19 protein-coding genes are annotated in these 19,312 nt (G+C 67.8%); 6 read left to right on the top strand and 13 right to left on the bottom strand.

Annotation, left to right across the window (positions count from 1 at the left end):
- Nucleotides 1-47: 47 nt before the first annotated feature.
- Complete coding sequence (locus STARVERO_RS11775) at nt 48-779, top strand: cytochrome c biogenesis CcdA family protein (RefSeq protein ID WP_144342697.1); 732 nt, start codon at nt 48-50, stop codon at nt 777-779.
- A gap of 176 nt (nt 780-955) precedes the next feature.
- Here the strand turns inward: STARVERO_RS11775 and STARVERO_RS11770 are convergent, their stop codons facing one another.
- The 6 genes from STARVERO_RS11770 to STARVERO_RS11745 form a co-directional block, all read right to left on the bottom strand.
- Complete coding sequence (locus STARVERO_RS11770; protein WP_144342698.1) at nt 956-2,056, bottom strand: branched-chain amino acid ABC transporter substrate-binding protein; 1,101 nt, start codon at nt 2,054-2,056, stop codon at nt 956-958.
- A 130-nt stretch (nt 2,057-2,186) separates the two neighbouring features.
- Nucleotides 2,187-2,549, bottom strand: coding sequence for a DUF6867 family protein (locus STARVERO_RS11765; RefSeq protein WP_200837909.1), 363 nt, complete (start codon nt 2,547-2,549; stop codon nt 2,187-2,189).
- A gap of 113 nt (nt 2,550-2,662) precedes the next feature.
- Nucleotides 2,663-3,376, bottom strand: a complete 714-nt coding sequence (locus STARVERO_RS11760; RefSeq protein ID WP_186291913.1) for an ABC transporter ATP-binding protein — start codon at nt 3,374-3,376, stop codon at nt 2,663-2,665.
- 62 nt (nt 3,377-3,438) lie between these two features.
- Nucleotides 3,439-4,401, bottom strand: coding sequence for an ABC transporter ATP-binding protein (locus STARVERO_RS11755; RefSeq protein ID WP_159598972.1), 963 nt, complete (start codon nt 4,399-4,401; stop codon nt 3,439-3,441).
- A complete protein-coding gene (livM, locus tag STARVERO_RS11750) occupies nt 4,401-5,846 on the bottom strand; it encodes a high-affinity branched-chain amino acid ABC transporter permease LivM (RefSeq protein WP_159598971.1) in 1,446 nt (481 codons plus the stop codon). The genes STARVERO_RS11755 and livM overlap by 1 nt, the downstream gene beginning before the upstream one ends.
- 11 nt (nt 5,847-5,857) lie before the next feature.
- Entirely contained in the window at nt 5,858-6,775 is a 918-nt protein-coding gene (locus STARVERO_RS11745) for a branched-chain amino acid ABC transporter permease (protein WP_144342703.1), read from the bottom strand.
- 410 nt (nt 6,776-7,185) lie between these two features.
- On the opposite strand from STARVERO_RS11745, the gene STARVERO_RS11740 reads away from it, so the two are divergent.
- On the top strand, nt 7,186-7,689 hold the full coding sequence (locus STARVERO_RS11740) for a flavin reductase (protein WP_244616904.1): 504 nt from the start codon (nt 7,186-7,188) through the stop codon (nt 7,687-7,689).
- Nucleotides 7,690-7,696: 7 nt separating this feature from the next.
- Here STARVERO_RS11740 and STARVERO_RS11735 read toward each other — a convergent pair whose 3' ends face one another.
- Together STARVERO_RS11735 and STARVERO_RS11730 are read right to left on the bottom strand one after the other, a co-directional pair.
- Nucleotides 7,697-8,884: a BaiN/RdsA family NAD(P)/FAD-dependent oxidoreductase gene (locus STARVERO_RS11735; protein ID WP_159598970.1), complete on the bottom strand. Its 1,188-nt coding sequence runs from the start codon at nt 8,882-8,884 to the stop codon at nt 7,697-7,699.
- Nucleotides 8,881-9,957 carry a lysine-2,3-aminomutase-like protein gene (locus STARVERO_RS11730; protein WP_159598969.1) on the bottom strand — a complete coding sequence of 359 codons (1,077 nt, stop codon included), beginning with the start codon at nt 9,955-9,957 and terminating at the stop codon, nt 8,881-8,883. The genes STARVERO_RS11735 and STARVERO_RS11730 overlap by 4 nt, the downstream gene beginning before the upstream one ends.
- 88 nt (nt 9,958-10,045) lie before the next feature.
- Between STARVERO_RS11730 and STARVERO_RS11725 the strand changes: the two genes are divergently transcribed.
- The 3 genes from STARVERO_RS11725 to STARVERO_RS11715 are packed head-to-tail and all read left to right on the top strand — an operon-like array spanning nt 10,046 to nt 12,731.
- Complete coding sequence (locus STARVERO_RS11725; protein WP_159598968.1) at nt 10,046-10,369, top strand: XdhC family protein; 324 nt, start codon at nt 10,046-10,048, stop codon at nt 10,367-10,369.
- Nucleotides 10,369-11,070 (top strand): XdhC family protein, encoded by a 702-nt coding sequence (locus STARVERO_RS11720; RefSeq protein ID WP_159598967.1) that lies wholly within the window; start codon nt 10,369-10,371, stop codon nt 11,068-11,070. Before STARVERO_RS11725 ends, STARVERO_RS11720 begins: the two co-directional genes overlap by 1 nt.
- On the top strand, nt 11,067-12,731 hold the full coding sequence (locus tag STARVERO_RS11715; protein WP_159598966.1) for an NTP transferase domain-containing protein: 1,665 nt from the start codon (nt 11,067-11,069) through the stop codon (nt 12,729-12,731). Before STARVERO_RS11720 ends, STARVERO_RS11715 begins: the two co-directional genes overlap by 4 nt.
- A gap of 31 nt (nt 12,732-12,762) precedes the next feature.
- On the opposite strand, the gene bcsS is transcribed toward STARVERO_RS11715, so the two are convergent.
- Both bcsS and STARVERO_RS11705 read right to left on the bottom strand, forming a co-directional pair.
- Nucleotides 12,763-13,506 carry a cellulose biosynthesis protein BcsS gene (gene bcsS, locus STARVERO_RS11710; RefSeq protein WP_159598965.1) on the bottom strand — a complete coding sequence of 248 codons (744 nt, stop codon included), beginning with the start codon at nt 13,504-13,506 and terminating at the stop codon, nt 12,763-12,765.
- Nucleotides 13,507-13,658: 152 nt separating this feature from the next.
- Nucleotides 13,659-14,120, bottom strand: a complete 462-nt coding sequence (locus tag STARVERO_RS11705) for a DUF488 domain-containing protein (protein ID WP_159601740.1) — start codon at nt 14,118-14,120, stop codon at nt 13,659-13,661.
- Between the two features lie 162 nt (nt 14,121-14,282).
- On the opposite strand from STARVERO_RS11705, the gene STARVERO_RS11700 reads away from it, so the two are divergent.
- A complete protein-coding gene (locus STARVERO_RS11700) occupies nt 14,283-15,758 on the top strand; it encodes an ATP-binding protein (protein ID WP_159598964.1) in 1,476 nt (491 codons plus the stop codon).
- An 82-nt stretch (nt 15,759-15,840) separates the two neighbouring features.
- Here STARVERO_RS11700 and STARVERO_RS11695 read toward each other — a convergent pair whose 3' ends face one another.
- The 3 genes from STARVERO_RS11695 to STARVERO_RS11685 all read right to left on the bottom strand — a co-directional run bounded on the left by STARVERO_RS11695 (nt 15,841) and on the right by STARVERO_RS11685 (nt 19,117).
- Nucleotides 15,841-17,169, bottom strand: a complete 1,329-nt coding sequence (locus STARVERO_RS11695; protein WP_159598963.1) for a TRAP transporter large permease — start codon at nt 17,167-17,169, stop codon at nt 15,841-15,843.
- On the bottom strand, nt 17,169-17,795 hold the full coding sequence (locus tag STARVERO_RS11690) for a TRAP transporter small permease subunit (RefSeq protein ID WP_159598962.1): 627 nt from the start codon (nt 17,793-17,795) through the stop codon (nt 17,169-17,171). Before STARVERO_RS11690 ends, STARVERO_RS11695 begins: the two co-directional genes overlap by 1 nt.
- Nucleotides 17,796-17,977: 182 nt before the next feature.
- Nucleotides 17,978-19,117 (bottom strand): TRAP transporter substrate-binding protein, encoded by a 1,140-nt coding sequence (locus tag STARVERO_RS11685; RefSeq protein ID WP_159598961.1) that lies wholly within the window; start codon nt 19,115-19,117, stop codon nt 17,978-17,980.
- Nucleotides 19,118-19,312: the final 195 nt, after the last annotated feature.

The following is a 19,312-nucleotide window of genomic DNA, read 5'->3' as shown; positions in this document are numbered from 1 at the left end:
CGGGCGTGCATTGGGAAGCTCTCGGAACGGCTAAGGTTGCCTATTTCATGGCCGACGTCACTCTTCCGGCCGCCTTCGTGGCCGGTATCGCCAGCTTCGCCTCGCCCTGCGTCCTGCCGCTGGTGCCGCCCTATCTGTGCTACCTCGCTGGGACGAGCCTCGACCAGATCACGCACAAGGCCCCGACCGACGTTGCCGCCTGGCGCACGCTCGGCGCGGCGATGGTGTTCGTCGCCGGCTTTTCCACGGTCTTCGTGGCGCTCGGGGCGGGCGCGTCGGTCGCCGGCAGCTATCTGCGGCTCTATTCGCAGGAACTGGCCATCGTCGCGGGCGTCGCCATCCTGCTGATGGGGCTGCACTTTCTCGGTGTGCTTCGGCTCGGCTGGCTGACGCGCAGCAAGCGCGTGCATGTCGATGCGCCGTCGACGCTGGCGGGCGCCTATGTGATGGGGCTCGCCTTCGCCTTCGGCTGGACGCCCTGCATCGGCCCGGTGCTGGCGGCCATCCTCGCCGTGGCGGCGAGCGAGCAGACGCTGACGCGCGGGGCGGGGCTGCTCGCCACCTATTCCGCCGGCCTCGGCGTGCCCTTCCTCGCGGTGGCCGCCATGGCGCGGCCGGCGCTCGGCCTGCTCGGCCACGCTCGGCGCTACCTGCCGGTGGTCGAGAAGGTGATGGGTGGGCTGCTGGTGCTCACCGGCATCGGCTTCCTCTCCGGCTGGATGGCGCAGATGAGCTTCTGGCTGCTGGAAACCTTCCCGGCGCTGTCGAGTTTCGGCTGAGATCGTGACCACGGGCAGAGCCGCTCTGCCCGTTTTCCCTCCGATTCGTTTTCTCCTTCGGTTCGCACCCTTCTGCCGCAAGCTGATGTGGGGTCTCTGAACGACGAAACCCGCCGGATCGCTCCGGCGGGTTCCTGAAGGATGCTGCTTTCCGTAAGGAAGCGCGGCCTTTCGGCTCACATCTGGGTGTAGCCGCCGTCCTTCCAGACGTACAGCACGTAGTCGAGGCTGGTACGGTCGCCCTTCTTGTCGAAGGTCAAGTCGCCCAGAACGGTCGAGAACTTGGCGCCGGAGTGGATGTAGTCGGCGACCTTCTTGGGGTCGGTCGACTTGATGGCCTCGGCGGCCTGCTGGAAGATCTGGCCGGCGGCGTAGGTGTAGAGGACGTAGCCTTCCGGATCGATGCCCTTGGCCTTGAACGCGGCGACGGCGTCCTTGGCGGCGGGGTTGTTGCGCGGATCGGGACCGAAGGTCATGAGGGTGCCCGCGGCGCCCGGACCGGCGATGGTCCAGTATTCCTTGTCGGTGATGCCGTCACCCGAGAAGAGCACGGTCTGCATGCCCTGGTCGCGCATCTGGCGGACCAGCAGGCCGGCTTCCGTGTGCAGGCCGCCGTAGTAGAGCAGGTCGACGCCCGCGGCCTTCAGCTTGGAGACGAGGGCCGAATAGTCCTTCTCGCCCGGGTTGATGCCTTCGTACGCCACTTCCTTGATGCCGGCGGCGTTCATCGCCTTCTGCGTCTCGTCGGCGAGACCCTTGCCGTAGGGGGTCTTGTCGTGGACGATCGCAACCTTCTTGTCCTTGAAGTTCTTGGCGATGTAGTTGCCCGCCACCGTGCCCTGCTGGTCATCGCGACCGCAGACGCGGAAGGTGTTCCACATCTTGCGCTCGGTGAAGGTCGGGTTGGTCGAGGCCGGCGTCAGCTGGAGAACGCCGGCTTCCTCATACTGCTCGGAGGCCGGGATCGACACGCCGGAGTTGAAGTGGCCGAGGACCACCTTCACGCCGTCGGACACGAACTTGTTGGCCACCGAGACGCCCTGCTCGGGCTTGGAGGCGTCGTCGCCGACGATCAGCTCGACCTTCTCGCCGAGAATGCCGCCCTTGGCGTTGACGTCGGCGGCCCACTGCTCGGCGCCGTTCTTCAGCTGGGCGCCGAAGGTCGCGTTGGCACCGGTGATCGGGCCGCCCACGCCGACCTTGACCTGCGCGGACGCCGGGACGGCGAGCGCTGCCATGGCGCCGAGCGCGATGCCGGCAAACAGAAGCTTCTTCATGAACTTCTCTCCTGGTTCTGGAAGGGTAGTTTTCTCGCCGCCTCGACGACACGGTAACACGCGCCGCGTGCCGGTATCATGCCCCTTTTCGCGGGCATGTCGATGACGGAGCGAAAGCCTGCGAAGGCGCTCACGGAGCTTCTCCCGGGGCGCCCGACGGGGCGGTCTCGGACCAGCCGACGGGGCCGGACTGACGGTAGAGCCAGCCGTAGCGCGTGCCCATTTGCGCGGCGCGCTCGGCGCGGAAGCCGAGCGTGGTGATCGCGGTCAGAAAGGCAGTGTCGCTGATGAAATGCTGCAGGGAGAGCAGCGTGCCCTCGAACAGCGCGTAGTGGAAGAAGCGGACCACGCAGCCGAGCAGGACGGCGTAGATCACCGCCTGCCGGTAGCTGCGCCACGTGCGGGCGATCGAACGCCCGGTCAGCCAGGCGGCGCCGCCACCGAGGAAGACGGTGACGAGCAGGAAGTCGCCGCGCGAGACCTCCACAACCAGCTCCGGCGCGAAGACGGCGGCGGCGAGCACCGCCACGACGACGAGCGCGGGGACGACGACGGCGAGGCTGCTGGGGCTGCCCTGGGCGATCAGGGTTCCGGTGCGTTCCGACATCAATGCGCCCCTCCTTCGAGATAGGCGGCCCGCACCTCGGGGCGTTCCAGCAGTTCCTTGCCCTGGCCCGACAGGGTGACGAGGCCGTTCACCAGCACGTAGCCGCGATGGGCGAGCTTGAGCGCGTGGAAGGCGTTCTGCTCGACGAGGAAGACGGTCAGCCCCTCCGTGCGGTTGAGCTCGCGGATGGCGTCGAAGATCTGCCGCACGATCAGCGGGGCGAGGCCGAGCGAGGGCTCGTCCAGCATCAAGAGGCGGGGCCGGCTCATAAGCGCGCGGCCGATGGCGAGCATCTGCTGCTCGCCGCCGGACAGCGTGCCGCCGCGCTGGGTGATGCGCTCCTTGAGGCGGGGGAACAGCGTGAAGACCTTCTGCAGATCCTCGTCGAAATGGGCGAAGCCGTCGACGGCGGCGCCCATCTGCAGGTTCTCGAACACGGTCATGCGCGGGAAGATGCGCCGGCCCTCGGGGGACTGGGCGATCTTCAGCTGCGCGATCTCGTGGGTCGGCACCTTGGTGATGTCGCGCCCCTCATAGACGATCGTCCCCTCGCGCGGACGCGGCTGGCCGAAGATCGTCATCATCAGGGTCGACTTGCCGGCGCCGTTGGAGCCGATCAGGGTGACGATCTCGCCCTTGTAGACGTCCACGTCGACGCCCTTCAGCGCCATGATGTTCCCGTAGAACGTCTTGACGCCGCGTACCGACAGCATGGGCTCGTCGCTACGCGGGGCGAGGGGGGCGGTGGCGGGCGGGGTTACGGTGAGAGTGTCGCTCACGAGCTCGTCCCCGTCGCATGCGTGTCGGCGTTGATGGCGGCCTCGACCTCTTCCACCGCGTCCTCGTCGACGCCGAGATAGGCGGCGATGACGCGCGGATCGTTCTTCACCGCTTCCGGCGTGCCGTCCGAGATCTTGGTGCCGTAGTCGAGCACGACCACGTGGTCGGAGATCTCCATCACCACGCTCATGTCGTGCTCGATCAGCAGGATCGAGGTTCCATGCTCGGCGCGGATGGCGCGCAGCAGCGTGTTGAGCTCGAGGCTCTCGCGCGGATTGAGGCCGGCGGCCGGTTCGTCGAGGCAGAGCAGGATCGGGTCCGAGCACATGGCGCGGGCGATCTCCAGCCTACGCTGGGCGCCGTAGGGCAGGTCGCCGGCTGGATCGTCTGCGCGGTCGATCAGGTTGACCTTCTCCAGCCAGTACGTCGCCTTCTCGGTGGCGGCGCGCTGGGCGCTCGCCCAGCCTGGCAGGCCGAGCAGGCCCTTGATGGAGAAGCCCGAGGCGGCCATCAGCGCGTTGTGCTGGGCGACCATCAGGTTCTCCAGCACGGTCATGCCGGTGAATAGACGGATGTTCTGGAAGGTACGTGCCACCTTGGCCTGGCCGGAGACGGCGTAGTCGGGCATGCGCTCCAGCAGGTACACGCCGGATTGCGGGCCGGCGAGCGCGCGCTCGCCGACGCGGGTCACCTCGGCGACCTCGTCCGGCGTCGGCGCGCGTCCATGCGCCAGCACCAGACGTCCCTCGCTCGGCTTGTAGAAGCCGGTGATGCAGTTGAACACCGTGGTCTTGCCGGCACCGTTGGGCCCGATCAGCGCGGTGATGTCGCCGCGCCCGACCTTGAAGCTGAGGTCGTTCACCGCGATCAGACCGCCGAAGCGCATGAACAGGTGCTCGACGGAAAGGATGGGGTCGACGTCCCAGCGGTGGGTGCCGTTTTCGGGTGAGGTCGCCATCAGCCGTGGCCCTCCTTCACGAGATCGCCGGAGACCGCCTTGCGTTCCTTCAGGAAGATCGTGGGGTCACGCGTCGAGACGAGGCCGCGCGGCTTCCACACCATGATCGCGACCATGGCGAAGCCGAAGATCAGCATGCGGTAGAGGCTCGGGTCGAAATCGTTGCCGAAGACCTGCTTGAGGAAGCCGAGATTGCGCAGCATCTCCATGCCGCCCATCATCACCGCCGCCGCGACGGCGACGCCGACCTGCGAGCCCATGCCGCCCAGCACGACGATAGCGAGGATCATCGCCGAGACGTCGAAGGTGAAGCTTTCCGGGCTGACGAAGCCGGCGCGCACGGCGAAGAAGCAGCCGGCGAAGCCGCCGAACATGGCGCCGGTGGCGAAGGCCGACAGCTTCACGTTGGTGGTGTTGATGCCGAGCGAGCGGCAGGCGATCTCGTCTTCGCGCAGCGCTTCCCAGGCCCGCCCGACCGGCAGCTTGCGCAGCCGTACCGTCGCGAAGGCGGTGATCAGCGCCAGTGCCAGGATGACGAAATAGAGGAAGACGATGCGGTGCATCGGGTTGAATTCGAGCCCGAACAGCGCCGCGAAGCCGTCCTCGTCACGGGTGAACGGGACGCCGAAGAAGGTGGCGCGCGGGATCGAGGCGATGCCGGCGCCGCCGCCGGTGAAGTCGACCCAGTTGATGAGCACCAGGCGGATGATCTCGCCGAAAGCCAGGGTGACGATGGCGAGATAGTCGCCGCGCAGGCGCAGCACCGGGAAGCCGAGGATCATGCCCCAGAGGCCGGCGAAGAGGCCGGCGACCGGCAGGCAGATCCAGAACGCCCAGTTGGCCCAGAAGGTTTCGCCGAGCAGGCCGGCGAAGAAGCCGTTCACCGGCGCCGAGGTGGCGAGCAGCGCGTAGGTGTAGGCGCCCACCGCGTAGAAGGCGACGTAGCCGAGGTCGAGCAGGCCGGCGAGGCCCACCACGATGTTCAGGCCCCAGCCCAGCATCACATAGGTGAGGATGAGGATACCGAGGTCGATCAGGTAGCGGCTCTCGTTCCAGCCGCCCAATGTGTAGGAGGCGATGAACGGGAACGTCGCCGCGAAGGCCAGCAGGGCCGGCTTCACGACCGGGCCGACCGCGACGCCGGCGCGGTCGAACACCGTGGGGCCGGTACGCGTCCGGGGGCGCCGGTTCGGCGACCATATGGTGAGGTTCAGCAGCAGCCGGCCGGCGAAGATGATGCCCACCATGATGGCGAGCAGCGAGGGCCGGTAGCCGAGCCCGAGCGCGCCGTCGATGATGATGGTCTCGAAGCCGATCAGAGGCCCGAGCAGGCCGAGGGCGATGAGGCCGGTGACGAACGCATCCTTGAAGGCGTGCGCCACCGCGGAGCCGGCATCGGCGGCCTGGGCCGCGGACGGGGCGGTTTCGGCGGTCTGGACAGCCATGATGTGTGACCTCAGACCTTTTCGACCTCAGGCCGGCCCAGCAGGCCCTGCGGCATGAAGATCAGCGTGATGGCGAGGATCGAGAACGCCGCCACGTCCTTGTATTCGATGGAGAAATAGGCCGACCAGAAGGTCTCGATGAGCCCGATCAGCAGCCCGCCAAGCACGGCGCCCGGCAGCGAGCCGATGCCGCCCAGCACGGCCGCGGTGAAGGCCTTCACGCCCGGCACGAAGCCATCCGCGAAGTTCGCGACGCCGTAGTACATCAGGTACATCACGCCGGCGACGGCCGCGAGCGCGGCGCCGATGACGAAGGTGAGCGAGATGGTGTGGTCGACGTTGATGCCGAGCAGCGCCGCCATCTTGCGGTCCTGTTCCACGGCGCGCTGGGCGCGGCCGAGCGAGGTCTTCTGCACGAGGTACCAGAACCCGCCGAGCAGCAGCGCCGTCACCACCATGATGATGACCTGCTTCCAGGCCAGCGTGACCTGATAGCCGCCGGAATCCATCAGCACGATCACGTCGGTGATCATCGGCGGCACCGGCTTGTTGCGCGGGCCCTGTGTGACCTGGACGAAATTGGCGAGGAAGATCGACATGCCGATCGCCGAGATCATCGGCGCGAGGCGGAACGAGCCTCGCAGCGGCCGGTAGGCCACCCGTTCGATCGCCCAGCTGACCAGCGAGGTGAAGAACATCGCCACGACCAGCACGATGGCCAGCGCCAGGAAGATCGAGGTGATGCCGAGAACCGTGGTGAGCAGCAGGAAACAGATCAGGGCGATGAAGGCCGAGACCATGAACACGTCGCCATGGGCGAAGTTCACCATGCCGATGATGCCGAAGACCATCGTGTAGCCGATGGCGATCAGCCCGTAGATCGAGCCGAGCGTCAGCCCGTTGATGAGCTGCTGAACGAAAACATCCATATTTTTTTCCGGCTCCCCTCAGCCGTTATGCGGAAGACGCGCGCGCCGGGCTTTTGCATATATTCTGTTCGTGCCCGTAACGTGTGCGTCTCTGACTCTTAGCCTGCACCGCGCTCCGATACAATTCGATCGAAAGACGAAATGCAATCGATCGAAAGGAGTGATGCAACGGTGCAAAAATACCGTTTTTCCGAAATCCTTTGCAGTTCAATCGGTTGCGAAGGGCGTTGTGTGCAACGTATCCGTCTGGCGCCTTCACCTTTTCGTCACGTTTCTGCCAAGTTGGGCTTTGTATGCGAGCGGTTTTCAAAATTCCCCGCGGGGAGTTATGCACAGCGCGGGTCTGTTCGACGCCGGCGGGCCGCGTAGGATCGCAGCGTGCGTGACAGGGTGAGGACGCTTTGGACGAAGTGAGGGGTCATGGCGTGGAGCGGCTGGTCGAGCCGGGTCTCTATCGGGAGGCGATGAGCCGCCTCGTTGCGGCGGTCCACGTGATCACGACGCATGGCGAGGAGGGGCGCGCCGGTTTCACCGCCACCGCGGTCGCCTCCGTGTCGGATAGCCCGCCGACATTGCTGGTCTGCCTCAACCGCCGCATCCGCTCGGCCTCCGCCTTCCGGCAGGCGGGCCGATTCGCCGTCAATATGCTGGCCGGCGAGCACCAGGCCGTCGCCGAGAGCTTCGGCGGGCGCACCGCTGCGTCCGGCGAGCCGCGTTTTTCCGTCGGCCACTGGCGTGAAGGCGCGCTCGGCGTGCCCTGTTTGCAAGGGGCTATCGCGGTGTTCGAGTGCCGGCTGGTCGAGGCGCGCACCATCGCCACGCATGACGTGCTGGTCGGGCGGGTCGAGGCGGTCACGCTCGGTCCCGACGGCGGCAAGCTCGCTTATCTCGGGCGCAGCTATCGTGTGATCTGACGACGGTTCACGCGCATTGCCCGGCAACCCAGCCGGACGACCACGCCCACTGGAAATTATAGCCGCCAAGCCAGCCGGTGACGTCCACCACCTCGCCGATGAAATAGAGGCCCGGGACGTCGCGTGCCTGCATGGTGCGCGAATCCAGCCCGTCGGTATCGACCCCGCCGAGCGTCACCTCGGCGGTGCGGTAGCCTTCCGATCCGGTTGGCTTCAGCTTCCAGCCGTTCACCGCCCCGTCGATGCGTTGCAGCACCTTGTCGGAGAGATCCGCGAGATTGCGTGCGCCGGCTTCGCGGTCGGCGATCATCTGCGCCAGGCGCTTCGGCAGCAGCCCGGCGAGCACCGTGGCCGGCGCCTGCCGGCCATTTGCCGCCCGTGCCGTCCGCAGATGCGTGAAGACATCCTTGCTTGGGGCGAGCGCGACCTCGATCTCGTCGCCCTCGCGCCAGTAGGAGGAAATCTGCAGCACAGCCGGGCCGGAAAGGCCGCGATGGGTGAACAGCAGGCCCTCGTCGAACCGGGTCTTGCCGTGCCGCAGGCGGGCCTCGACGCCGACGCCGGCGAGCGGGGCCAGGCGTTCCAGCAGAGCCGGATCGAGCGTCAGCGGCACGAGGCCGGGGCGGGTGGACTGCACCTTGAGGCCGAAGCGTTCGGCAACCTCGTAGCCGAAGCCGGTTGCGCCCATCTTCGGTATCGACTTGCCGCCGGTGGCGATCACCAGCGAGCGGCAGGTGAGGGCGCCTTCCGTGGTGGCGAGCGTGAAGCCGTCGCCCGTCCGCTCATAACCCGTCACCGAGGTCGACAGCTTCAACTCGGCACCGGCGGCACGCAGTTCGTCGGTGAGCATGTCCACGATCTGCCGCGAGGAGCCGTCACAGAAGAGCTGGCCCAGCGTCTTCTCATGATAGGCGATGCCGCGCGCCTCCACCCGCCTGACGAAATCGTGCTGGGTGAAGCGCTTCAACGCCGAGATGCAGAAGCCGGCATTGGCGGAGAGATAGTTGCGCGGCGCGGCGTCGAGATTGGTGAAGTTGCACCTTCCGCCGCCGGAGATGCGGATCTTCTCGCCGGGCGCGCGTGCGTGATCGATGAGGACGACCCGCCGCCCGCGCCGTCCCGCCTCGATGGCGCACATCATCCCGGCCGCGCCGGCGCCGATCACCACCACGTCGGCCGCGGAAGGTCGGTTCACACCGCCTCTCCATAGGCATGCACACCGCCGCAATAATCGGTGACGCGCCAGCCCTCCGGCGTCGGCTCCAGCCAGCCGGGGCCGATCGGAACCTTGCCGTGGCCGCCGGGTATGTCGAGCACATAGGTCGGCAAGGCGAGGCCGGAGACGCGCCCGCGCAGGGCCCGCATCAGTTCCTGCCCCCGCGCGATGCTCAGCCGGAAATGGGCGGTACCGGGCGCGAGGTCGGGATGGTGGAGGTAGTAGGGCTTCACCCGGCATTCCACGAGGGCACGGAACAGCGCGGCGAGCGTGGCCTCATGGTCGTTGACGCCGGCGAGCAGCACGCTCTGGCCGACCAGAGCGACGCCGGCATCCGCCAGGCGGGCGAGGGCGGCGCGGGCCTCGTCGGCCAGCTCGCTTGCATGGTTGGCGTGGACGGCGACATAGGATGTCACGCCCGGCACGCGGATCGCCTCGACGAGGGCGGCCGTGACGCGCTCCGGCGCGGCGACCGGCACGCGGGTGTGGAAGCGCACGATCTTGACATGCCCGATGGCCGCGAGGCGTTCCATCAGCAGGGCGAGACGGCGCGGGGCGACGACGAAGGGGTCGCCGCCGGTCAGCACGACCTCCCAGATCTCGGGATGGCCGGCGATATAGGAGATGGCGTCTTCCAGCGCGTCCTCGGAAAGGCTGGTCTCCGCCCCCGGCCCGACCATCTCGCGGCGGAAGCAGAAGCGGCAGTAGACGGCGCAGACGCCGACCAGCTTCAGCAGCACCCGGTCGGGATAGCGGTGCACGATGCCGGGCACCGGGCTGTGCGCATGATCGCCGATGGGGTCCTCGCGCTCCTCCGGCCGGGTCTCCAGCTCGCGCGCGTCGGGGATGAACTGGCGGGAGATCGGGTCGGCGGGGTCGTCGCGGTCGATAAGGCCCGCCAGCGTCGGCGTCACCGCGACGGCATAGCGGCCGGCGACCTTCTCGAGCCCGGCATCGGGCGCCAGCAGGCCGGCATCGGCAAGCTCGTCCAGGCTGCGCAGGGTGCGCGCCGGCAGCGCCGAGACGGAGGGGGATGAAAGCGGGCGGTTCATGCGCGGCTTTGTGATCCTTTCCGTGAATATCGGCAAGGCGGCTGCGAGAGGCTGCGTTATATTCCGCCGTACATGATGAGGAGGCGCCATGTTCGCGCGTGAGGAAGACGTGCTCGAGGCGGCCGCCGGCTGGCGGCGCGAGGGGCGCGGCGTGGCGCTGGCCACGGTCGTCGAGACCTGGGGCTCGGCGCCCCGTCCGGTGGGCAGTCACCTCGCCATCGACGAGGCCGGCAATTTCCTCGGTTCGGTATCCGGCGGCTGCGTCGAGGGAGCGGTCGTCGCGGAGGCCGCCGAGGTGATCGCCGACGGCGCGCCGCGCCTTCTGGAGTTCGGCGTCGCCGACGAGACCGCCTGGCAGGTCGGTCTTTCCTGCGGCGGGCGCATCGCCGTCTATGTCGAGAAGGTCGCCTGATGGAGCTTGCCGTTCTTGAGGCTCTCAATGCGGAGCGGGCGGCGCGGCGCGCCAGCATTCTGGTCACCGAGCTCGCCAGCGGCCGGCAGCGGCTGGTCACGCCTTCCGGCATCGCGGGCGATCCGCTCGCGGAAGTGCTGGGCGAGGCGCTGCGCAGCGGTCGCAGCCGGCTGGTCGAGGCCGGAAACCAACGCCTCTTCCTGACCGTTCAGGTACCGTCGCCGCGCCTCGTCATCACCGGAGCGGTGCATATCTCGCAGGCGCTGGCGCCGATGGCGTCCATGGCGGGGCTCGACGTCACCGTCATCGACCCCCGCACCGCCTTCGCCACATCCGAGCGTTTTCCCGGCGTCGATCTCAGGGCGGAATGGCCGGACGTCGTGCTGCCGCGCATCGGCCTCGATCCGTTCACCGCCGTGGCCGCGTTGACGCACGATCCCAAGATCGACGATCCCGCGCTGACCGAGGCGCTGGCGGCCGGGTGCTTCTATGTGGGGGCCCTCGGCTCACGCAAGACACATGGCGCCCGGCTGGAGCGGTTGGCGGCGCGTGGCGTTTCGCGCGAGGCGCTGGCGACGATCCATGCCCCCATCGGGCTCGACATCGGCGCCGCGAGCCCGGCGGAGATCGCGGTCTCCGTCCTTGCCGAGATCATCGGCGAACTGCGCCGTCGGCCAGCCATGCGGGGACAGGCTGCGTGAAGTTCGGCCGGGTTCCGCTCGATGAGGTGCTTGGGGCTCTGGCGGTGCACTCGCTGCGCCTGCCGGACCTCGAACTGCGAAAGGGCACTCTCCTCGACGCCGCGCTCATCGCCCGGCTGCGCGCGGCCGGCGTCGAGGAGATCACGGCCGCCCGGCTGGAGCCGGGAGATGTCGCCGAAGATAAGGCCGCCGCCGGCATCGCGGCCGCCGTCTCCGGCAGCAATGTCCGCGCCGACGCCGCCTTTACCGGCCGCGTGAACCTGCGGGCGGCGGTGCCGGGCGTGATGACGGTCGAGCGAGCCGGCATCGATGCCCTCAACCGCATCGACGAGGCGGTGACGCTGGCCACGCTGCCGGCCTTCGCGGCGGTCGACGCTGGGCAGATGGTGGCGACGGTGAAGGTCATTCCCTTCGCCGTGCCGGGCTCCACGATGGACGCGCTGGCGCGCGCCGCCGCACCGCTGATCTCGGTCGCGCCGTATAGGCTCACGCGCGTCGCGGTCGTCTCGACCCTGCTGCCGGGTCTGACGGAAAAGGTCATCGCCAAGACGCTGCGCGTCACTGCCGCCCGGCTGGCGGCCGCGGGCGCCTCCATCATCTTCGAGCAGCGCGTGCGGCATGATGAGCACGAGGTTGCGGTCGCGCTGGAGCGGGCCGCCGGGCAGGGCGCGGAGATCGCCCTCGTCTTCGGCGCCTCCGCCATCGCCGACCGGCGTGATGTGATTCCGGCCGGCATCGAGGCGGCCGGCGGGCGGATCGACCATTTCGGTATGCCCGTCGATCCCGGCAACCTTCTGCTGGTCGGGCGCGTTGGGGCGATGCCGGTGCTCGGCGCGCCGGGTTGCGCGCGCAGCCCGAAGGAGAATGGTTTCGACTGGGTGCTCCGGCGCCTGCTGGCTGGCCTGGAGGTGTCGCGCGACGACATCATGATGATGGGCGTCGGAGGATTGCTGATGGAGATTCCCACTCGCCCGCAGCCGCGCGAGAGCGCTGCGTCCGTGACCGGTCGCGCCGCCGCCATCGTCCTCGCCGCCGGGCGTGGCACGCGCATGCCGCACGCCCACAAGCTCTCGGCCCCGCTGCACGGCGAGCCGCTGGTGCGCCGGGCGGTGACGGCGGCGCGGGCCTCGAAGGCTCGGCCGGTCGTGGTGGTCACCGGCCATGAGGCGGAGAAGGTGCGCACGGCGCTGGCCGGGCTCGACGTCGTCTTCGTTGACAATCCCGCCTTCGCCGACGGGCTGTCGACATCGCTGCGGGCCGGCCTCGCCGCCCTGCCGGAGGAGGTCGACCGCGCGGTGGTGATGCTCGGCGACATGCCGAAGGTGGATCCGGCGCTCGTCGACCGCCTCGCCAGCGCGATCGATCCGCAGGAGGGGCGGCTCATCGCGGTTCCGGTGGCGGACGGGCGACGGGGCAACCCGGTCGCCTGGGCGCGCCGCCTGTTCCCGGCCCTGATGGCGCTGGAGGGCGATGTCGGCGCCCGCCACGTCATCGCCGAGAACGCCGATCTGGTGGTCGAGGTGCCGGCGGAAGGCGATGGCGCCTTTCTCGACATCGACACGCGCGACGAGCTTGAGGCGCTGGAGATCCACGAGATCGCCGAACACGCCGATGTCGACGCGCGGGCCGCTCTGGAGGGGATGAAGGCGGAAGACGCCTGAGACCCCTCCGACGGCGGGGCGTACCTGTTTCCTAGAACGGCATGTAGACGGACAGAGTCCCGTACATGCCGTCGTCGCTGTCGCTGCTCCAGCGCCATCCCCCGGCGGCCCGCAACTCGCGGCCGGAGAAGGGGACGGCGAGGAAGGCGCCGACGCGGGCGCTCTCGTCCAGCCAGTCGGTGGTCGCGCCGGTCTCGACGCCGATGTCGAGCCATTCCATTGCCCGCCAGCCGGCGGTCGCGCGGCCCGAGACGGTCCCGTCGGCGGTGGAGCCACCGATGGCGGCGGTCAGCGTCCAGCGCTCGTCAAGCCGGTAGAACCATTCGGCCACGAATTTCGCGCCGACCTGGGTGCCCTGGTCGCGGTTGCCGGGGTCGGGTTTGTCGAGCTGGTTGTCGACGACGTTCACGCCGCCATAGAGGGCGAGAGCATGGGCCCCGCGCAGGAACTGCCAGCCGACGAGCAGTTCGGCCTCCAGCTTGTTGCCGATGTTCCAGCCGTCCGCCACGGCCTGTGTGCGGTAGCGATAGCGCCCGCCGCCGGTCTGGGTGCGCAGGCGCAGCCCTTCCTTGTCCATCGGCGCGAAGGGTGCCCACGCCATGCCGCCCCAGCCATAGGCATTGTCACGGGCGACATCCATGCCGGAGTAGAAGTACAGCCGGTCTTCAAGCGACGGTTCGCCCGGCTCGTCGGCGTCAGCTCCCCCACCGAGGCAGGTGACGACGGCCGTCGCCGCCAGAAGGCGCACGCGGATAGGCACTGGCGAAGGAAACATCGCCGCGCTCGCGAAGGTGTGGATCGATCAGGTTGTAACGACCTATGCGAGCACTGCACCGAAATACCTTCAATCAATCGCTGATTGCTGGTCTCGTATTGTGCTCGCGTCGGTATGGCGCGTTTTGTCGCAGGTGCGCTCGGCTGTGCGACTCAGACCGGCGGGGCCGCCAGATGTTCCACCTTCACGTCCACCCGCTCGCAGATCAGGTCGGCGATCATCTGGCGGTGGCAGTGCTCGGGATGCCGTTCGAAGCAGAGCAGGCAGACCTTCCTGCCGGCCTTCACCAGTTCGGTCAGCTCGTCGAGCTGTTCCTGCGCGGTCGGGGTCGCGAGGTGGGCATTGTAGATGCGGCGCAACTCGTCGTAATGCCCGCTTCGCGCGGCCTGGCGGCCTTCGGCCGGCGTGCCGAGGCCGCGCAGGTGCAGATAGCCGATGTCCCGGCTCGCCACGCCGGCCGCCAGCAGGCTCTTCGAAAAGCCGGCACGACGCGAGGCGGCGACCGCACGCACATCCACCAGCAGCTCGACGCCGGCCGCGCTCAGCGTGTCGAGGACGGCGGAGGACGAGACCTGTTCGTAGCCGATGGTGAAAAGGGGAGGACGGGTGGCCATGGCGGGAACATGAACCCGCCGCGTGCCCTTGTCGAGCGGCGCCGAATCTGTGGACTTCTCCATGTCAGGGCTCGCATGCGCGCCCTGCGTGCTAGGACCACATCTTCGGGCGACGCCGGGCGGCGCCCATGGGGACGGTCGATCAGGGACACGTCATCGCAGATGAAGATCGGTATCGAGCTCGGGAGCAGCAACGCGGGCCAGCCGGTGCGGCTCGATCTGGAAGAGCTCCTGTCCACGCGCCTTCTGGTGCAGGGCAATTCCGGCTCCGGCAAGTCGCATCTCCTGCGCCGGTTGCTGGAGCAGAGCGCGGGCCATGTGCAGCAGGCGATCATCGACCCGGAAGGTGATTTCGTCGGGCTGGCCGAGCGTTTCGGCCATGTCGTGATCGACGCCGAGCGCACGGCCGGCGAGATCCAGCGCATCGCCAGCCGCATCCGGCGCCATCGCGCCTCGGTGGTGTTCAACCTCGAAGGGCTCGATGCGGACGCGCAGATGCGCTCGGCCGCCGCCTTCCTGAACGGCCTGTTCGACGCCGAGCGCGAATATTGGTTCCCCATGCTGGTCATCGTCGACGAGGCGCAGCTCTTCGCGCCGTCCGGTGCCGGCGAGATTTCCGACGAGGCGCGGCGCGTCTCCCTGTCGGCCATGACCAATCTCATGTGCCGCGGCCGCAAGCGTGGGCTTGCCGGTGTCATCGCCACGCAGCGTCTGGCGAAGCTCGCCAAGAACGTCGCGGCGGAGGCGTCCAACTTTCTCATGGGCCGCACCTTCCTCGACATCGATATGGCGCGCGCCGCCGATCTGCTCGGCATGGAGAAGCGGCAGGCGGAGAGCTTCCGCGATCTAAATACCGGTTCCTTCGTGGCGCTGGGCCCGGCGCTGTCGCGTCGGCCGCTGCCGGTGAAGATCGGCGTGGTGGAGACCGCCAGCCGTAACGGCCGGCCGGAGCTGATGCCGCCGCCCGAGCTCGGCACCGCCGAGCTGCAGGACCTCATCTTCGACGATATCGGCAATGAGCCGCTGCCCGCCCCGCCGCTCCGCGCCGAGCCGCGCGCGACCGAGGCCATCATCGAGACGCTGGAGGACGCCCCGCCGCCCGAGCCGGTTCCGGTCGATCCCGAGGCGGCGGCCGCCTTCGATGCGGAGCGCGAGGCGCTGATCGAGGAGATCGTGCGCCAGTTCGTGGCCGATCCGGAGGCTCCGTTCCGCTCGGCCGCTTCGCTCTACCCGGATTTCCTCGTGCACTGCCGGGTGCGGCGGGTCGGCTCCAAGGTGCCGGATCTCGCCGAGTTCACCCGTCGCCTTGCCATCGCCCGCGCCGGCCTCGATGCGCGGACGGAGGATGAGGGCTGGCAGCGGGCGGTCGAGCAGGCCTCGGGCTTGCCGGAGGAAATGCAGGGCGTGTTCCTGCTGCTCGCCCGCGCGGGCATGGACGGGGCGCCGTCGCCCGCCGACGAGGCGCTGGCACGGGCCTATGGCAGCCGCTCGCCCTCGCGCGGGCGCTGGCTGCTGACCTATATGGAGGAGCGCGGCCACCTCGTCTGCGAGGCGGATTTCCGCGGGCGCCGCGTGGTGCGCTTCCCCTCGCTGGGCTGGAAGACAGCACCGGGCGATCCCAAGGCGCTGTCGGCTTAACCTGTCTGGCCCTGGCGTAGCGCATGTGAAAACGGGCCCGTCGCCGGGCCCGTTTCCTTTCCTGCGCCCTTAGCACGCGTCGTCAGCCGCCATAGAGGTAGTTCGGCAGCCAGAGCGCGAAGTCCGGCACCGTGTAGAGCAGCACCATCGCCAGAACGACGATGAAGATGAAGGGCATCACGCCGGAGAAAATCTCGTCGATGGAGACATGCTTCGGTGCCACGCCTTTCAAGTAGAAAGGTGCCATCGCCACGGGTGGCGACAGGAACGAGGTCTGCAGGTTCAGCGCCACCAGCACCCCGAAGAAGATCGGGTCGATGCCGAAATGGTCGAGCAGCGGCAGGAAGATGGGCAGGAAGATCACGATGATCTCCGTCCATTCCAGCGGCCAGCCCAGCACGAAGATGATCACCTGGGTGAGGATCAGGAAGCCGACCGGCCCCAGATTCAGCCCCATGATGAACTCTTCCACCACGCGCTGGCCGCCGAGCAGGGCGAAGACGGCGGAGAACACCGCCGAACCCACGAACAGCCAGCACACCATCGCTGAGGCGCGCGCGGTGAGGAACACCGAGTCCTTCAGCTTTTCGAGGCTGAAGGTGCGGTAGGCCAGCGCCAGGATGATGGCGCCGAGGGCACCGATGGCGGCGGCTTCCGAAGGCGTGGCGAGGCCGAAAATGATGCAGCCGAGCACCGCGACGATCAGCGCCACCAGCGGCAGGAACGAAGTCAGCAGCGCCCAGGCGATGGTCAGGGCCGGGACGTTGCGCTCCGCCGCCGGAAGCTTGGGCGCCAGCGCCGGGTTAATCATCACCCGGATGATCACGTACGCGATGTACATGCCCGCCAGCGTGATGCCGGGGATGAAGGCGGCGGCGTAGAGCTTCACCACCGAGACGCCGGCCGTGGCGCCGTAGAGGATGAGCATCACGCTGGGCGGGATGAGGATGCCCAGGCAGCCGCCGGCGCAGACGACGCCCGAGGCGATACGCGTGTCGTAGCCGGCGCGCAGCATGGCCGGGAAGGCGAGCAGCCCCATCAGCGTGACCACCGCGCCGACGATGCCGGTCGCCGTGGCGAACAGGGCGCAGGTGATCAGCGTCGCGACGGCGAGCGAGCCGGGGATCCAGCCCGCGGCGAGCTGGATGGAGCGGAACAGCCGGTCGAGGATGTTGGCGCGCTCGATCACATATCCCATGAACAGGAACAGCGGGATCGAGATCAGCACGTCGTTGGCCATCACCGAATAGGTGCGCTGGACGAAAAGCTGGAAGATGCTGTCGCCTTGCGTGAAGTAGCCGAAGCCGACGCCCAGGGCCATCAGCGTGAAGGCGATGGGGAAGCCGAGCATCAGGAAGATCAGGAACAGCACCAGCATCAGGATGCCGAGGGCGGGATCGGAGAGAAACATCACAGGGACCCTCGGGTGGTGGAGTCACGCTCGATCACGTTGAGCGCTTCTTCGGGATTGTCCTTGGTGGCAGCCTCCTCGAGGATGATCTTCTCCATCTCCTCGACGTCGTGCAGGCGCTGCGGCCAATCGCCGGTGCGGATGCAGATGAGGCAGCGCACGACCTCGACCACGCCCTGCAGCAGCAGCATCACGCCGGTGATCGGGATGAGCGCCTTGAAGGGCCAGATCACCGGTCCCTCGGGGCTGAAGGAGGAGTGCTCGTTGAGCAGGTAGGAGAGGTAGAAATAGTTCCACCCCGAATAGATCAGCGCCAGGATGCCGGGAAAATAGAAGAGGAAATAAAGGACAAGATCGACCTTCGCCTGGGTGGTGGGCGCCCATTTCCGGTAGATGAAGTCACCGCGCACATGGCCGTTGCGCGACAGCGTGTAGGCGCCGGCCATCATGAACAGCCCGCCATACAGCATCAGGCTGACGTCGTAGGCCCAGGTGGTCGGGTCGTGCAGGACGTAGCGGCGGAACACCTCGTAGGTGATCGCCAGCATGAGAAGGACGATGCACCAGGCGAACAGCTTGCCGATGAAAGCGTTCAGCCGGTCAACGCCGAGAAGGATGGATTGCATGGGGTGGCCTCGTGGCGACGGCCTTCGACGGCTCTCGCAAGGGCCGTCTCCTGGCGCAGGCGCATGCCGGCAGGGCACCCTGCGACGCGGCGCGCGCGTCCTCCGATGCGAAGCCGATGATGACGCGATGAAAGCCCGAACGCCCCCCTCCGGGTTCGGAGAGGGGCGCGCCGCATGGCGGGTCAGGCCGTCTTGAAGAAGTGGTCGTAGGCGAACTTGGAGTCCGGCTCATATTCGAGCCGGAAGCCGACAATGCGCTTCGCCCAGTCCTTCTGGCTGTCGATGACCTTCTTGAAGACCGGGTCGGCCGAGAGGTTGGCGATTACGGCATCCCAGGCCTTGAGCTGGGTTTCGAGCACCGGCTTGGGGGTCGGCATCACCTTCACGCCGCGCGCCTTGATCGCTTCGAGGTCCTTCGAATAGCGGTCCTGCGCCTTCCACATCATGGTGGAGGAGGTGGCGTCGGCCGCGCCGCGCAGGATTTCCTGCACATCCTTCGGCAGGCCCTCGAACTTGGTCTTGTTGAACAGGATCTCGAAGCATTCGAGCGCCTGATGGTAGCTCTGGATCATGTAGACCTTGGCCACGTCCGGGAAGCCGAGCACGAGGTCGGAGGACGGGTTGTTGAACTCGGCGCCGTCCAGCAGGCCGCGGTCGATGGCGGGCACGATCTCGCCGCCGGGCACGATGGTCACGGCCGCGCCGATCTCCTTGAAGAGGTCCGCTCCGAGGCCGACGGTGCGGTACTTCATGCCCTTCATGTCGTCGGCGCTGGTGATTTCCTTCTTGAACCAGCCGAGCGGCTGGCTGGGCATCGGCCCCGTCAGCATGCCCACGACGTTGAGCTTCAGCGTGTTCTGGACGAGGTCGTCATAGAGCTCCTGGCCGCCGCCATAGCGGATCCAGCCGAGCAGCTCGTCGGCGTCCCAGCCGAAGGCCGGAGCGGTGCCGAACAGCGAGAACGCCTTGTTCTTGCCGTACCAGTAGGCGGCGACGCCGTGGCCGCCGTCGAGGATGCCCGAGGATACCGCGTCGAGCATCTGGAAGGCGGGTACCACCGAGCCGGCCGGCAGAAGCTCGAGCTCGACGCGCCCGCCGGTCATGGAGTTGACGCGCTTCACATAGTCGCCGGCGAATTCGTGGAAGATGTCCTTGTTCGGCCAGGTCGACTGGAATTTCAGCTTGATGGGTGCCTGCGCGTGCACGGCCGGAGCGGCGACGACGGTCGCGCCGGCGGCGGCAGCAGCGGTGGCGATGAAGCGGCGTCGGCTGGTGCGGACGTCGTGACGCGCGTCCACACTCTTCCCTGACGTTTCGGTCATGGGCGGTTCCTCCTATGGCGTTTCCTCTGCGGGTCATGCCCGCCGGGCGGCGATTGATCGCCTTGTCCCGATGACGCAAGGAGACGATGCCGAAACGTCAAGCGCAAGCCCAAATTCGCGGCTTTACGGTAAAATGCGTCCTACCAAAGTCGAAAGGAATGACACATCTGCGGCACGCGCCGGTGATTTTGTCAT

Source organism: Starkeya nomas (assembly GCF_902703545.1).
In the GTDB taxonomy this organism is placed as follows: Bacteria; Pseudomonadota; Alphaproteobacteria; order Rhizobiales; family Xanthobacteraceae; genus Ancylobacter; species Ancylobacter moscoviensis.
The sequence above is the reverse complement of the archived record's forward strand: the minus strand, read 5'-3'. Positions and strand labels throughout refer to the sequence as shown.